Raw genomic sequence first — 16,379 nt, 5'->3', positions numbered from 1 at the left:
ATCAGATCTACTCAACATGTCCCAATCCATTTCAATCCACGCACCTATGTAAGGTGCGACGTAACGCGGCACGGTTGGTTCGGGATGGGACCGATATTTCAATCCACGCACCTATGTAAGGTGCGACACAGATGGAAGTAGACGTATTTTTACAATACTTGGATTTCAATCCACGCACCTATGTAAGGTGCGACGCGAGCATAAGATGCCGATTACGACGCTATTTACAATTTCAATCCACGCACCTATGTAAGGTGCGACAACAGCTGATGGACATCAAAATTAACCAGAGAGGAATTTCAATCCACGCACCTATGTAAGGTGCGACTGTCACGCTGGGACATGTACCAGCCGCCACGTCCGATTTCAATCCACGCACCTATGTAAGGTGCGACTCGTCCAAAACGCTGACCGGTTAAATCCCGACCTATTTCAATCCACGCACCTATGTAAGGTGCGACGCTGAAAAATATTACAACCACTTTTCAAGGGAACTATTTCAATCCACGCACCTATGTAAGGTGCGACGGTTTTATACCTAAAAGTATCCATTGCCTCTAGGGATTTCAATCCACGAACCTATGTAAGGTGCGACGCGTCGTCTAAACGATTAAATCTCGCACAATAACCATTTCAATCCACGCACCTATGTAAGGTGCGACCGGGAAATGAGTTACACATGACGTTGACGTATCGGATTTCAATCCACGCACCTATGTAAGGTGCGACGATGCGCGTAATGACCTTTATAAGGCGGAGTTTTCATTTCAATCCACGCACCTATGTAAGGTGCGACGATAAGGATCGAAAAAATCAGAATCGCTGACGGAATTTCAATCCACGCACCTATGTAAGGTGCGACACCTTCCATATTTCTATACTAACATACTATGTTCTATTTCAATCCACGCACCTATGTAAGGTGCGACTTTCATACAGCTGGTAAAACACCGGATCAGATTATATTTCAATCCACGCACCTATGTAAGGTGCGACGACGAGGCCGGTATATCTTTTAATAGCCGCGATTGATTTCAATCCACGCACCTATGTAAGGTGCGACGTTACCAAGCGGACAGTTATCGCATGGGAAAATATTTCAATCCACGCACCTATGTAAGGTGCGACCCCTTTCTGCTGTTTAACCTCCTGATCCGCGGAATATTTCAATCCACGCACCTATGTAAGGTGCGACTTTACTGGGCGGTCGTGCATGAGATAGAATACATGATTTCAATCCACGCACCTATGTAAGGTGCGACGGCCAATACAAAGTCAAACAGGATGCACCGGTAACTATTTCAATCCACGCACCTATGTAAGGTGCGACGTCTCGCAGATCAAGAGCATCTTTCTGGGCAAAGATTTCAATCCACGCACCTATGTAAGGTGCGACAGTTGATAAAGCGACAAAAACGATTGCATGGCATATTTCAATCCACGCACCTATGTAAGGTGCGACTGTCTGCACGTTCCCGTGGCATTTCCAGCAGAGCAATTTCAATCCACGCACCTATGTAAGGTGCGACCGGTGAACGTCTTTGCAAGTTTAACTGCTTTCTTATTTCAATCCACGCACCTATGTAAGGTGCGACTTTGTAATCACGATACGCAAAGTTGAAAGGAGTTATTTCAATCCACGCACCTATGTAAGGTGCGACGTTAGATATTATGATATAGACCTTGAAACTAATATTTCAATCCACGCACCTATGTAAGGTGCGACGACACATCTGATTCGTGGATAGACAAAAAAAGCGTATTTCAATCCACGCACCTATGTAAGGTGCGACTTTTTAAGCCGATACAGTCGATCCTGTGCGTTCAATTTCAATCCACGCACCTATGTAAGGTGCGACCTGGTGTCATTCCATGCACCCCACGCCCCTACGTATTTCAATCCACGCACCTATGTAAGGTGCGACAACATGGGAGGCGGAGCCGTTGAAACAAGATACAGAATTTCAATCCACGCACCTATGTAAGGTGCGACGTTTTCTCGTTCCAGACATACATGTAAATCTCTTTTTTATTTCAATCCACGCACCTATGTAAGGTGCGACCGTTATCTGGAACATACCGAAAAGAAATCTCAAAAATTTCAATCCACGCACCTATGTAAGGTGCGACTGGCATACGTTGATACAGACGGCAACGAGCGAGTATTTCAATCCACGCACCTATGTAAGGTGCGACGAGTTCACAAAAAAAGACCTGTCACAGATGTTATTTATTTCAATCCACGCACCTATGTAAGGTGCGACGGATCGGTATTCCGGCGGATAGACGGCGGCCCTAACATTTCAATCCACGCACCTATGTAAGGTGCGACGGTACGGCTGGGCTTCGTGCCCTTCTTTTTTACGCTGATTTCAATCCACGCACCTATGTAAGGTGCGACGGGTATATCCAGACTGGATAAGTATGTCATCGTGTCATTTCAATCCACGCACCTATGTAAGGTGCGACCGCCTGTTGTATCGCTGATGTCGGTACTTATCCATTTCAATCCACGCACCTATGTAAGGTGCGACGTGGTTTACCACCTCTACGACAATATCTTTTATAATTTCAATCCACGCACCTATGTAAGGTGCGACATGTTCTCCAGCTCATACATTGTCGGCATTGTTAAAATTTCAATCCACGCACCTATGTAAGGTGCGACAACTTTAAACATCGGCAAGAAGCAAATTGAAGCATTTCAATCCACGCACCTATGTAAGGTGCGACTTGTCATGTGGGCAATGGAGACGTTCATCGATGAATTTCAATCCACGCACCTATGTAAGGTGCGACGTACCCATAAACAAGAATGATAAAGAATGTACTAAATTTCAATCCACGCACCTATGTAAGGTGCGACCTTCTTCGGTGTATTTGTCAACTGAAAAATCCCCCATATAGTCATTTAAAATTCCCCCACCCAACTTATTAAGCTCATGGGGGAATGGGATAGAGTTCAACCGATTTGTTGCTGCTCCATCCAAGCTTTTGTTTCTTTCATTCGATAGGAATTGCCATTCATATTGACTAAATACGCCTGATGCGTGAGTCGATCAATCATCGCTGCAGTCATGACGGGATCCTGAAAGATTTCGCCCCATCGTTCAAAGGATAAATTTGTTGTGATGAGGGTAGACTTTTGTCCTGCCCGTAGTGAAAGATGAGTAAATAAGAGTTCTGCCCCTTCCTTGTCAAAAGAGATATAGCCCATCTCATCCAAAATGACCAAATCATATTTTTTAAAGCGGGTTTGAAAGGCGCGAAGCGTCCGTTCTGATCGACACTCTTTCATATAATTAATGAGCAGGGGAACCGTCGTAAACCAAACGCTATACCCTTCCTCACAGGCTTTGATGCCAAGTCCAATAGCTGTATGGGTTTTCCCGGTTCCGGGATTGCCGGCTAAAATAAGATTTCTTCCTTCCTGGATGAATTGAAGGGTTCTCAGTTGTTTGTATTTCTTTTGGGCATCCTCCGGCAAGTCCTGAACGGACAGATCTTCCAGATATTTTTTGTATGGAAATTTAGCGCGTCGAATGCGATTAGCCTGTGCAGTCTGCCTTCGGGCATCCCATTCCTTTTGCAGGAGTTCTGCTAAAAAGGCTTCATAATTGATGTCACGGATCACCGCATCATTAATCTGTTCCTTAAAGCATTCACGAATCGTCGGTAATTTAATATCCTTGCAATACTGGTAAATTCTATCGTTCACGTTGTTTGACTTGTTCATACGCATACCTCCTCATGCTGTCCAACCTTTGTCGTGTTGAATAATTCGTCATAAAGTCTGAGATGCCGTTCTGCCTGACTTGCAATGGATTGCGTTTCCTCTGATGTGAGCGGGGGAACATCCTTGGGTATTCGATTTTTTGCACAGACGGCTTTAATCTTATCGGTCGTTACATGATTCGGTCCCATTTGTCTGAGCTCCTGAATGCTCTGTTCAATCTCCGGCAGTGTAGCTTTTTCTTTTAAATAATGAATCAGTTCTATAAAATCACGCTCACGGTTGATATAATGGGTAGTGTAGATATTTCTGATTTTGGGATCTGCCTGTTGCAGTGCTGCGCTACCAGCTAATGCACCGGGCTTTTTCCTTAGGGTCTCAAGGTAGTGCTCAATCTGAAGACCCCATTCATGACAACCGGTCAGTAGTTTGTGCTCAGCGACTTTTTGTTCGTTATAGAAACAGTGAATCCGATTCGTATAAATTTTAACCTGAACCTGTTCACCCACTAAATGATCTGGAACCGAATAGTGATTTTGATCAACCACAACCGTGGCATATTTGTCTACCCGCAATGTCGCGTATCGAGCGGCGTCAAAGGGCTCAGGCAGACGAAGGAAAAAGGGACGTTCAGCCTCCAGAGCCACTACAGGTGTCTGATCGTTATATGATCGCTCCTTTTGATTTAATCGCATGCAGACTTGATACAAATAGCTATTGGCTTCCTCGATGCTTTCAAAGGAATCTTGAAAGGCAAACGCTTTCCTACGAATAACTTCCACGCTCCGCTCAACATGCCCCTTCTCATTTCCGCGTCTTGTATTACAGAAACGAAAAGTGAATCCATAATAGATCGACAGTTTAAGCAGACCCTCGGTCGGCTCTTTTTCATTCGGCCCGACAAAACGTTTCACCGCCACACGCATATTGTCGTAAACCATGGTATGATAGACACCACCCACCTCTTTGAAGAACATCGCGTGTGCTTCTTGAAAACACTCCGTTTTTTGTTTTGAAAACAAGTACGCCATGCGAAAATTGCCATAAGCAGACGTAAACACGGCCATCTGAAACGTTCTCAGCTTTCCTCCAATCTTTATTTTGACTTCACCCCAATCAAATTCACAAATGTCCCCTGGAGTATAAGACCCTTTAATATAAGCATCCTTCACTTTTTTCTCGATGGATCGAACGGTTCGAAGAACCGTACTGTAACTGATAGGAACACCTCCTGCCTGCAGCGATTCGAAAATATCCATCGGTTTCTTTTGTTGCTTATGGAGCCCCTGTTTCCGTTTGTTCTCATTTTCCTTAAGATGACCCCGAATCATTTGTTCAATCTCATCCGTTACAACGCGCTTTTTTCGATTGTTCACGTGATACCTTGGCTTCTCAACTAACTCCTGGATTAATTCACCTCGATCGACCTCATGATCAACCTTTTGAAGCTGTTTCAATTTCTCCTCGTAGTCATGGATATACTTCCGAATGGTTTTTCGATCAACCCCCGTTTCTCTCGCAATCTCTCTTTGGGATCGCCCCTCCCTCAAATACATAAGTAAAATGTCTTGTTTCTGCATCAAAGCAATCATCTTCCCATTCTCCCCACAAAAGAATTTATAGTCTGTGGGTTTATTATAATAGAGTGGGGGAATTTTCAGTGACTATCCTGGGGTACTTTTAGATTACTATATACACTTCGGTGTACATATTTCCAAGGTTCCCGGATTTCAATCCACGCACCTATGTAAGGTGCGACTTTCCGTGCTCAATATACCGGCTCGGTTGCAGATTATTTCAATCCACGCACCTATGTAAGGTGCGACACGCATAGCCACCAACTCCGGCAATCGCAACTGTAATTTCAATCCACGCACCTATGTAAGGTGCGACCCAGTAAGGACTATCGCTGGTAAAGTCGATGTTATTTCAATCCACGCACCTATGTAAGGTGCGACTTTGTCTTTTGCTTATGGTATTGATCAAAGAGAATTTCAATCCACGCACCTATGTAAGGTGCGACCGTTCTAAGATTTACTGGGAATCCAGGAGACGCTATATTTCAATCCACGCACCTATGTAAGGTGCGACGGCCAATCAGGCGGTCGGTCATGATGCCGTTGACATTTCAATCCACGCACCTATGTAAGGTGCGACGTTGCGAAGTTGACATCTAAAACGAAATAAAGGGAGTATTTCAATCCACGCACCTATGTAAGGTGCGACTAGTTAGCCTCAATCGTTTCCCCATTAGCAGGTATTTCAATCCACGCACCTATGTAAGGTGCGACCAGTGTATCATATTATAGGACACGATGCACACTGTATTTCAATCCACGCACCTATGTAAGGTGCGACCGTTAATTAGGGGTCTCCTCCTCTTCTAAATATTATTTCAATCCACGCACCTATGTAAGGTGCGACGGGTATTGTTCTGATAACATGACGGACGGATAACTAATTTCAATCCACGCACCTATGTAAGGTGCGACGGCTTAACCAGGCACAGACTGACAAGATCTATCTAATTTCAATCCACGCACCTATGTAAGGTGCGACAGGCGCCACATCAGCAACTACATAGTCATTCCAATTTCAATCCACGCACCTATGTAAGGTGCGACTGAGATTTTGCTTCTCGTGGGTTTCACGTAAGTTATTTCAATCCACGCACCTATGTAAGGTGCGACTTTTATCACGTAAAGCTAAAGGCGCCTTTTTTATACAATTTCAATCCACGCACCTATGTAAGGTGCGACATTGCGAATGAGGAAGATGAGCGCAAGAAGAAACTTATTTCAATCCACGCACCTATGTAAGGTGCGACACAAGCCAAACTTGACGCCGACATTGTCGAAAAATTTCAATCCACGCACCTATGTAAGGTGCGACAATATCTGAATTGAAATGGGCGATTAAAGTGCAAATTTCAATCCACGCACCTATGTAAGGTGCGACGATAGAGGACTGAAGGTCTATTACATGGATCTGATTTCAATCCACGCACCTATGTAAGGTGCGACGTATCTACAGGCGGCGAATGCTCAATCATCATTATTTCAATCCACGCACCTATGTAAGGTGCGACCGGAAAGGTACTATAATCACTTTTCACGGGAATTATTTCAATCCACGCACCTATGTAAGGTGCGACCGGAAAGGTACTATAATCACTTTTCACGGGAATTATTTCAATCCACGCACCTATGTAAGGTGCGACAACTATGGGGACATTTCCCCGCTGGAATATGGTGATTTCAATCCACGCACCTATGTAAGGTGCGACCGCTGTCCACGGATACGCTTCAGCGTGGTGTTATCATTTCAATCCACGCACCTATGTAAGGTGCGACATTAGGTCGAAAGACCGTCATCAACGGGGGTGACAATTTCAATCCACGCACCTATGTAAGGTGCGACACGTCCATGTCATAGTATCTGACAACGTTTTCTAGATTTCAATCCACGCACCTATGTAAGGTGCGACGACAGACTATGATATATACTTGCCTGTATATGCCATTTCAATCCACGCACCTATGTAAGGTGCGACCGCTTGCAACAATGCCATAGGCGATATACTGCAGTATTTCAATCCACGCACCTATGTAAGGTGCGACCGCGGACAAGTGAGCCAGCAAAATTTGTCAGAAGAATTTCAATCCACGCACCTATGTAAGGTGCGACTTTTTTGTAAGTTATTAACCGATCAACGCTAGAATTATTTCAATCCACGCACCTATGTAAGGTGCGACTCTGCCGGTACACGTTACAAAACGACAACGAAAAATTTCAATCCACGCACCTATGTAAGGTGCGACACTTCTTTCGCTTACAAGGTAAGCGATAGAATATGATTTCAATCCACGCACCTATGTAAGGTGCGACGTGATTCATATGGTCAGCCGTCAATATTAAAAGATTTCAATCCACGCACCTATGTAAGGTGCGACTTATTGCTTCACGTATTTCTTCCATGGTAAAATATTTCAATCCACGCACCTATGTAAGGTGCGACGTACATCTGCCATCACCTGTCACTCCTTCACGGAGATTTCAATCCACGCACCTATGTAAGGCGCGACTGAATAGTCAGATAATTAAAGATCTAAGTTTTCAATTTCAATCCACGCACCTATGTAAGGTGCGACTTCACAGATTCAGACATAATCAAGGCTTTACAGATTTCAATCCACGCACCTATGTAAGGTGCGACTCAAGAAATTAAAGATGCGAAGGCGGATGGAATTATTTCAATCCACGCACCTATGTAAGGTGCGACTCTCTCCCTTCAGCCTTGATAAGTGCTGCGACGAAACATTTCAATCCACGCACCTATGTAAGGTGCGACCTTTGTCCTGGTTACATTGTATTTGGTCAGGACAATTTCAATCCACGCACCTATGTAAGGTGCGACCACAGATTTTATTAGTAATGCTGATAACGAATCAATTTCAATCCACGCACCTATGTAAGGTGCGACATTGATACTGGGGCAGTAACAAGTGGTATTTCTATTTCAATCCACGCACCTATGTAAGGTGCGACTACTTTGCACATTGTCACCCCTTTCGTTTTTAATATTTCAATCCACGCACCTATGTAAGGTGCGACGCCAGTGATCGAGTATTTTTTTCCACTTTTTTTTATTTCAATCCACGCACCTATGTAAGGTGCGACGGCATGTGCAGTATCGGGCTTACTTTAATCCCAAAGATTTCAATCCACGCACCTATGTAAGGTGCGACGATTTCAACCTTACCGAGATGTTTCTTATTAAAAATTTCAATCCACGCACCTATGTAAGGTGCGACGAACCCACGCGATGCGCTTGTCAAACATTGCAAAATTTCAATCCACGCACCTATGTAAGGTGCGACTTACTATTGATTACACTTGCTTTCCAGACTTTATCATTTCAATCCACGCACCTATGTAAGGTGCGACGTAATATGGTATTGATAGCTTAGATGATATAGATTTCAATCCACGCACCTATGTAAGGTGCGACACGAGTTCTGCGGATAAGGCAATCTCCCAATCAGAATTTCAATCCACGCACCTATGTAAGGTGCGACGAAAGAAGATCGTCAATCCACTCAGCCCGAAGGAAATTTCAATCCACGCACCTATGTAAGGTGCGACACAGCCTGAATACGCCAGAGCCAATTAATACAAAGATTTCAATCCACGCACCTATGTAAGGTGCGACTGGTGGCAAGGTATCCAAAGTAACCTGTGATAATATTTCAATCCACGCACCTATGTAAGGTGCGACGACTGATCAGGCAGCCGGAAACATCGGTCAAATGATTTCAATCCACGCACCTATGTAAGGTGCGACTGGGCTGCGAATATATAAAACAAGGCCTAAAATTTCAATCCACGCACCTATGTAAGGTGCGACGTTGATCTGGTTAACGACATCGTTTTTGGACACTCATTTCAATCCACGCACCTATGTAAGGTGCGACTTTTCCAGGTGCCCGAATCGTCTTTGTCGAGATATTTCAATCCACGCACCTATGTAAGGTGCGACAAAATATAAATTATTTGGTATCAGGTAGCGAGGATTTCAATCCACGCACCTATGTAAGGTGCGACTGTCTGGTGGCATGCTGTCTATCGGAGTGTACGGATTTCAATCCACGCACCTATGTAAGGTGCGACCGTGGTTGCTATTCGACAAAGACAGTCAGGACAAATTTCAATCCACGCACCTATGTAAGGTGCGACCGGTTAAATGGCCCGGAGCGGTAAATCTATCACTAATTTCAATCCACGCACCTATGTAAGGTGCGACGACCATGGCGAAAACGGCCGATCCATCCATTCCGATTTCAATCCACGCACCTATGTAAGGTGCGACGTTTATTTATGCGCTCGAACAAGATCCGTTTTCGGATTTCAATCCACGCACCTATGTAAGGTGCGACTCGTATAGCTGTCATACGGCCCGCCGTATGTCGATTTCAATCCACGCACCTATGTAAGGTGCGACGGGCGTATCCCACGTTTTTCCAGTACTTCGTATATATTTCAATCCACGCACCTATGTAAGGTGCGACAGTTCGCTCAATAAGGCACTCGGGATGTCCGATGTATTTCAATCCACGCACCTATGTAAGGTGCGACTGATGATCTTATTGAGCATCATCTTGACCGGCTCGAATTTCAATCCACGCACCTATGTAAGGTGCGACCAAACAGATTTATTTAAACAGCTAAGGAGGTGAGATTTCAATCCACGCACCTATGTAAGGTGCGACGACTTGCGATGTGCCGATGTGTGAGGAGTGTGCCAAATTTCAATCCACGCACCTATGTAAGGTGCGACTATCGCGATAAACAATAATAGGCGGCAGATTATATTTCAATCCACGCACCTATGTAAGGTGCGACTGCAGGGCATGGGGTTTGACATTCGAAAGGTCGAGGTATTTCAATCCACGCACCTATGTAAGGTGCGACTCCGAAACTGGAAATAGCGTATAGCAGTCACATATTTCAATCCACGCACCTATGTAAGGTGCGACGAAGCACGCCTGTCTGGTTATGGTGATCCGATCGGATTTCAATCCACGCACCTATGTAAGGTGCGACTCTGGCGGAAGAAAAGCTGGAAGGCCTTTTTGATATTTCAATCCACGCACCTATGTAAGGTGCGACAAAAATTCACTCTGCCGCACGGGGACTTGTTCGCAATTTCAATCCACGCACCTATGTAAGGTGCGACACTGAGTAAATGGTTTCCAACAGCATCCCTGTCTATTTCAATCCACGCACCTATGTAAGGTGCGACTCCCGGTCGAAATGGTGACCTGATTCGCGACAATATTTCAATCCACGCACCTATGTAAGGTGCGACGGCGATTTATCATGATTTCAGTTAAAAAGATATCCCCTATTTCATGAAATCGCGCTAAAAAGACATAAAACATACATAAAATTAACATAATTTTACATATATTGAATATATATTCCAAAAAAATGGGTGCGAATGATTCCTGGAATTTCTGTGTGCTTCACATTCGCACTAGAACATCAACGGGCCTTCAACATCTATAGTTTCCTTATTACCAATATGTTCAATTTTATTTTTGTAGTTATTCCCAAGTTGATAAAATCTGAGACTATCCAATTTTTTGTCTATAGTACTGGCGAGTCTTATTTTTAATGTTGCAAATTGAGTGGCATCAATAACGCACTCAAACACTGAATTCTGAACACGTAACCCATAGTTCTGGCATATTTTAGCCACTTTTCTCAGCCTTTTTTGACCGGCAGATGTCACCGTACTGACATCATAAGTAACTACAACCATCAACGTGCAACACCTACTTCCATAAAAATGGCGGATATTCATCAAGATCATTTCTCAAAAAACGGGCTAATAGTAAGGCCTGTGTATGAGGTACAAGCCCCCATGTAATTTTTTCTTTTAAGAACGGATGCATGATTTTCTCTTGCTTCCTGTTCTGCCATGCCTTCAAAAAGTTTTTTCGTGCATCTTCAGTCATGATGACTGCACCATTTTCCTTTTTTAAGAAATCATCTGCATGCACTACTTTCTTATTTATTTGAGATAGTACAAAGCGATCTGCATATACTCCACGAAGTTCTTCCATTAGATCGAGTGCAAGCGAAGCTCGTCCAGGCCGATCGCGATGCAGAAATCCAACATACGCATCCAATCCCACTCCTTCGAGTGCCGAAGTCATGTCATTCGCCAGCAGTGTATAAGCAAATGACAACATCGCATTCACATTATCCATTGGTGGTCTTCGTGTTCGTCCTTTAAATACAAAGTCTTCTTTCTGCTGAAGAATCATGCTGTCAAACTTTTCGAAATAGCAGATTGCTGCCTGTCCTTCCAAACCTCTCAGACGTTCCAGATCCTCACATTCACGTATATCTTTAATTAACAGGGACAGACCGTGTGAAGCTCGTTTAAAATCCGGAACATTAACCCGCAAAGGATAATCACGAGTTACACGCTCCAGTATCCATTTATGGTTGTATACTTTCCCAATGATAAAATTTCGTGCAATTGCAGCCGACCCCTCTTCACTATCAGAAACGCGGTACTGTTTCTTTCTAAGGACGACGTTGCCTCTGCTTTTACCAATAACACGAGCCAAAAACCGGCCATTTATAGTCAGAAAAGAAATTGAAATATTGTGTTCGGCACAATAGCCCATTAGTGCGGGACTGGCTCCTGTATAGCCAAAAGCCACAACGGATTCTAGATTATGAAGCGGGAGTCGTCCAATCTTTTCTCTATCTCTGGATAAAACGATGTTGTCACCATCTAAAGATATATAAGTGTCCGGCTGAGTAATATACAGGGTATTTAAGAGCTTTTTCATTCATTAATTTTCCCTTCAATATAGCTCTTAACTGAGCGTTTTTTTATCAACTCAGGTAAGCATATATTTTGAAGTGAGCAACTCCTGCAGTATGAACCTGTTCGAACCTTTGGCGTATAGCGTTTTTTATAATATTCCTGCATCTCAGAAACCATTGACGTAACTTTTGATTTAATAGAGTCGTTCAATGCCACTTCAATTCTGTGTTTAATCTCATTGTAAAAAATATATCCCTTTGGCACCTCACAGAGCAGCATTTCTTCGAGACACATCGCCTGTGCTGCAAGTTGCAGGACATCGGCATCATCGACTTTAGGCCTGCCATGCTTATATTCAATGGGGTAAGGTGTATACTTGCCATCCATACCGTTAATTGTGACACCTTGCTTGTCATCCTTAGTAAATTCAACAACATCACAAATACCGTTAATTTTCAATTTATGTGATTTGACAGGCATAGCTCTTACAACTAATTTATTGCCTCGTTTTTCTCGTATAAACGGCTGATCAGCATTCCGATGGAGAAATTGACCCTCGATGGTCTGTACATTCTCATCCCATTGTTGTTCGATGTGAATCAATGCCCATTGTCTTCTGCAGAACTGGAAATGCTGAATGCCGGATAGCATAAGATAGTCATCATTCTCATTATCTGCCATTTAACTCTTCGACTTCCAGTCCGTCCAACTTATCCAGCGTAATTTCATAGTCCTCCAGCTTTTTCGGCAACTCAACAGCAGGCTTTACTTCAAGAGAATGGTGAACCTTAGCCGAAGAATACTGGCCAAGTTTATTTCTGTGTTCCCACCAATATACTTTGTAAACCTCCATGCTTCCTTCCGGGCGGGCAGATGATGCATCATTTTCGAAAAGGGATAGGAGCGCTTCTTTAATTTTAATCGCGTCTTCATTTGTAAAACCTGTTTTTTCTGCAAGCTGTGTATTAATGCTCCCATTAAAACGGTAGAGTCCAAAGTCAACACGATGCTTCATGCCCATTGTATCCGATCCTCTACCTTCACCTGGCTCAGAATTCACACTCTTAGTGATCTGCATGCTTGAAATATCAATTGGGGCAATGCTGACCGCAGTCTGCACCGTAACGGGCCCACGGACGCCGACAGAAACTCCCTTCCCGCCGCTTGCTTTAAAGGCAAACACTTGACCGAAGCTTCGAACATCAATCCATGTCTCGCATGCTGCAGCCGCATAATCATCGCTGGATTTTTTCTTGTCTTTTGCAATTTCTTTTAATTTCTCATTTCCATCTGCCCTTTCTCGCAGACTACTGAACTGATCTGTTGTCCGATCATTAGACTGAACGAAAATAGCTTCACCCATGTCCTGAAGTCGATTTCTTATCTTGCGCTTGATTGCAACATCGGAGATTTCTCCATATCCTTCAAAATTCTGTCTTGGACGATTTCCGTTCAGCGGATCCCCATTTGGGTTGGCCTTAGTAACAGTTAGTAGAACGGCAAAATCAATTTTATGATCAAGAATTGTCATATGAATCTCTCCCAATTATTTAAAATTTTCATAATATTAGTTTGTCTTTTTATTCGTTAACAGATGCTACATTCGGCTTCTTTTGATAAAGCTGATAGCGCTGGCTGTAAAAGCCGAGCAGAAACTTACCATTCAAAGGTTCATTATTAAATTTGTCAAAACTGAATTTAGAAGATACATCGTCAATAAGCTGAGTCAGGTACCATCCTCCCCGACCAAGTTTTGCCTGATAGGGAATAAGGCTTGCCTGTATGGTTTTCCATGTCCGTTCAGGATGTTCTGAAAATTCGTTCATATATCTCATTGCATTACTGAGCCGCCAATCTTCCGACTTCAACGCACGATGCTCCAGTACATCAGCGATAGCCAGCAGTCGTCCAAATAAGTAATTTCGATCTGTTTGTTGTTCGTCCAATACCACAGTGTATCCCCTCTTTTTCTGTTCAAATTCCTGCCGATTTATCAAAGCACAGGTGATACTCAAAGTCTTTTCCCATTCCCATCTTTCCATTGCTTCCGGTCTGGTTGATCGAAAAAAGCTCGACCGAACAATATCCGTGGGTATTCTTTGCTCATCAACGATAACTGGCAGTATTCTTTCCATTAGGTTCTTTATAATCTTGTCACTTGCATTTGGTCCATAAGCTGCAAAAGCAATATCCTTTGTCGCAGGAGCACCAAAATAAGGTTGTGCCTGTTTGTCCTTTCCACGTCTGTAATTGTGACACCAGACACATTGCGAATGCCAGTTGATCAGCCGCTGAAAATAAATGTCCTGCTGCATATTTCGGTAATAAAGAACAGCTAACCGTCCAGTTGTCGCAGAATCAAGAATTACAATATTTACTTTCTCATTGTGATCCAGACTGTTGTGGAAACCATCCATGGCTTTGCTGAACTGCTCAGCAAATTCTTTATTTGTATAAGCACTACGTTCGATAGCCTCATCTGCAGAACTTAATTTGGAAATATCATATATATCATCATTTGGATCAGGCAATGTATGATTGTCAATTGACCACACCAGAAAAACTCGGTTATCAACAATTCTTGCCTGACGCCGGATCAGCCATTTCAATGCATTGTGTGCTTTTTGAGAGACTTCATAGCTAATGGTAGCTGCCTCTTCACTGTTTTCAAATCGTCCTCTGAATGTAAAACCTCTGTCATCATTTGAGGAGATTAGCTTAGCCTTGTCTCCCGAATTTCTGATCTTGTTTGCATGCTTCCCGGTCGCCGGTAATTGCTTTCCTGTCACATAGCAGAGCTTTTTGTCATGCAGTTGATTGTTATAAAAATCAATGAAAGAATCATAGACATTTTTATCTTTCCAGGTTTCAGGCATGATTCTATTTTGTGAGTAAACAGTAAACCGGACAAAGGCACTGCCCTGATCTGATGAAACAGCCGAAAAAATAACCGGTTTCACCCCACCACAGAGAGGCTTGTATTTTTCTTTCCATTTTCTGATTAAGTGACCATTTTCATCCAGCCAAAGGACTTTCTCAGTAACAAGATCCTTAATCAGGCATTGCTTACTCAGATAGGTATAAATACTTTTTATCTGAGGACAAGCATAAGCAGACTCTGCCCACTTTTTTAGGTTTGTAATGTATTTTGTATACTCTTCCTTATTCTTAGATGTTCCTCCATATGTTGCATAGTCTCCTGCTACATAGTTAAGTTTATCGTGTAATGGATATGGGGCGTTAGCTGCGCCTGCACGGCTTGCGGAATCCTCGGTGCACGGAATGACGGTGTCCCGGTCATTCTTGTCTTCAATAACATACGCTGTGTGAAAAGAACCATCCTCATTCACACTGACCTCAATATGAGCCGTTTGTGTTGTGTGAGAAATGGGAAGCAGCATAAACGACTTTCCGCTGTGAGTTTTTTCAACTTTTCCTATAAAGTCCTTATTAGCTTCATAGGTTTCATACAGGTTCATTAAGAAGCTCAATGTCCGGCCCCCCTTTCCATATCTTCAAGCAGGGTCTCCGCCGTTTCAATGTCATTCAATTGAAACTTCTTTGGAACCATGTCTTTTACTTTTTTTACGAGTGTACACGCTTCCGGACGGATAAATCGAATCACGCCTTTATGCATAACCGGCCGCCAGAGGCGAACTTCAAGTTCATTTCTTCCAGTTTCATCGGGATAAGAAATGCCATGAACCATGGTACCGAAATACACATCTTCCTGCTGATTATCATAATAACCGGTGCCTTCATCGAATGAGCAAGGTTCGACATATCCCTGGCATTCGCGGGTCCCCAGGAAAATGTCCCGACGTCCGCCTGCCTTCAAGGCTCGTTGAAAAATGCTAAAGTGCTTTCCTTCGTTCCGGTCTGGCTCCAGATCAGGACGGTTCATGTTAAACTCAAAGTGTCCCTTCACGATATATCTGGGTTCTTTCAAATAAGTATAATTTGCCAGAGTATTCCCCCCACTATACTCAATTGGACGTATGCCCTTGGACTCCATTCGGATCACATTCATAATTCGGACAGCGTCAATATAATGGACGATCGTCGGCTTCCAATATATGGATTCTGCAATTCCTTTCAACGCCTGGTATGGGGGAATCGGGTAACTGCTCTTCTCTCCCCCTATTTTTGTCAGCGGATCAGTGAATAATCCATAGTGGCCGTAGACAACAAATTCATAGGCATTCTTCATCTTTATCACCTCCATTGAAAATGATGGTTTCACAATGGAATGATTTAAGGGTACTTTTTCCCATCCATGTTGCCCCCTCCTACTCATTT

At 43.4% G+C, this 16,379-nt stretch carries 8 protein-coding genes and 2 CRISPR repeat arrays (1 of these 10 cut by a window edge); all 8 genes read right to left on the bottom strand.

The window, feature by feature from the left end; all coding sequences use genetic code 11:
* Positions 1–2,866: direct repeats of the CRISPR family, unit length 32 nt; unit sequence ATTTCAATCCACGCACCTATGTAAGGTGCGAC (it extends 1,309 nt beyond the left edge of the window).
* 96 nt (positions 2,867–2,962) lie between these two features.
* The 8 genes from istB to cas5c all read right to left on the bottom strand — a co-directional run bounded on the left by istB (position 2,963) and on the right by cas5c (position 16,290).
* Positions 2,963–3,736, bottom strand: coding sequence for an IS21-like element helper ATPase IstB (istB, locus tag ABNN70_RS07575; protein WP_353948396.1), 774 nt, complete (start codon positions 3,734–3,736; stop codon positions 2,963–2,965).
* Positions 3,733–5,325 carry an IS21 family transposase gene (gene istA, locus ABNN70_RS07570; protein WP_353948397.1) on the bottom strand — a complete coding sequence of 531 codons (1,593 nt, stop codon included), beginning with the start codon at positions 5,323–5,325 and terminating at the stop codon, positions 3,733–3,735. The genes istB and istA overlap by 4 nt, the downstream gene beginning before the upstream one ends.
* 135 nt (positions 5,326–5,460) lie before the next feature.
* A CRISPR array of direct repeats spans positions 5,461–10,601; the repeat unit is 32 nt; unit sequence ATTTCAATCCACGCACCTATGTAAGGTGCGAC.
* A gap of 168 nt (positions 10,602–10,769) precedes the next feature.
* Positions 10,770–11,060: a CRISPR-associated endonuclease Cas2 gene (cas2, locus tag ABNN70_RS07565; protein ID WP_353949344.1), complete on the bottom strand. Its 291-nt coding sequence runs from the start codon at positions 11,058–11,060 to the stop codon at positions 10,770–10,772.
* 10 nt (positions 11,061–11,070) lie between these two features.
* Positions 11,071–12,102, bottom strand: coding sequence for a type I-C CRISPR-associated endonuclease Cas1c (gene cas1c / locus ABNN70_RS07560; RefSeq protein WP_353949343.1), 1,032 nt, complete (start codon positions 12,100–12,102; stop codon positions 11,071–11,073).
* The gene (cas4, locus tag ABNN70_RS07555) at positions 12,099–12,761 is read right to left on the bottom strand and encodes a CRISPR-associated protein Cas4 (protein WP_353949342.1); all 663 of its coding nucleotides are present in this window, start codon (positions 12,759–12,761) and stop codon (positions 12,099–12,101) included. The genes cas1c and cas4 overlap by 4 nt, the downstream gene beginning before the upstream one ends.
* Positions 12,751–13,611, bottom strand: a complete 861-nt coding sequence (gene cas7c, locus ABNN70_RS07550; protein WP_353949341.1) for a type I-C CRISPR-associated protein Cas7/Csd2 — start codon at positions 13,609–13,611, stop codon at positions 12,751–12,753. The genes cas4 and cas7c overlap by 11 nt, the downstream gene beginning before the upstream one ends.
* A gap of 49 nt (positions 13,612–13,660) precedes the next feature.
* Positions 13,661–15,571, bottom strand: coding sequence for a type I-C CRISPR-associated protein Cas8c/Csd1 (cas8c, locus tag ABNN70_RS07545; protein WP_353949340.1), 1,911 nt, complete (start codon positions 15,569–15,571; stop codon positions 13,661–13,663).
* Entirely contained in the window at positions 15,568–16,290 is a 723-nt protein-coding gene (cas5c, locus tag ABNN70_RS07540) for a type I-C CRISPR-associated protein Cas5c (protein ID WP_353949339.1), read from the bottom strand. Before cas5c ends, cas8c begins: the two co-directional genes overlap by 4 nt.
* Between the last annotated feature and the right edge of the window lie 89 nt (positions 16,291–16,379).

It is taken from the genome of Sporolactobacillus sp. Y61 (assembly GCF_040529185.1).
Classification (GTDB): Bacteria; Bacillota; Bacilli; order Bacillales; family Sporolactobacillaceae; genus Sporolactobacillus.
The sequence above is the reverse complement of the archived record's forward strand: the minus strand, read 5'-3'. Positions and strand labels throughout refer to the sequence as shown.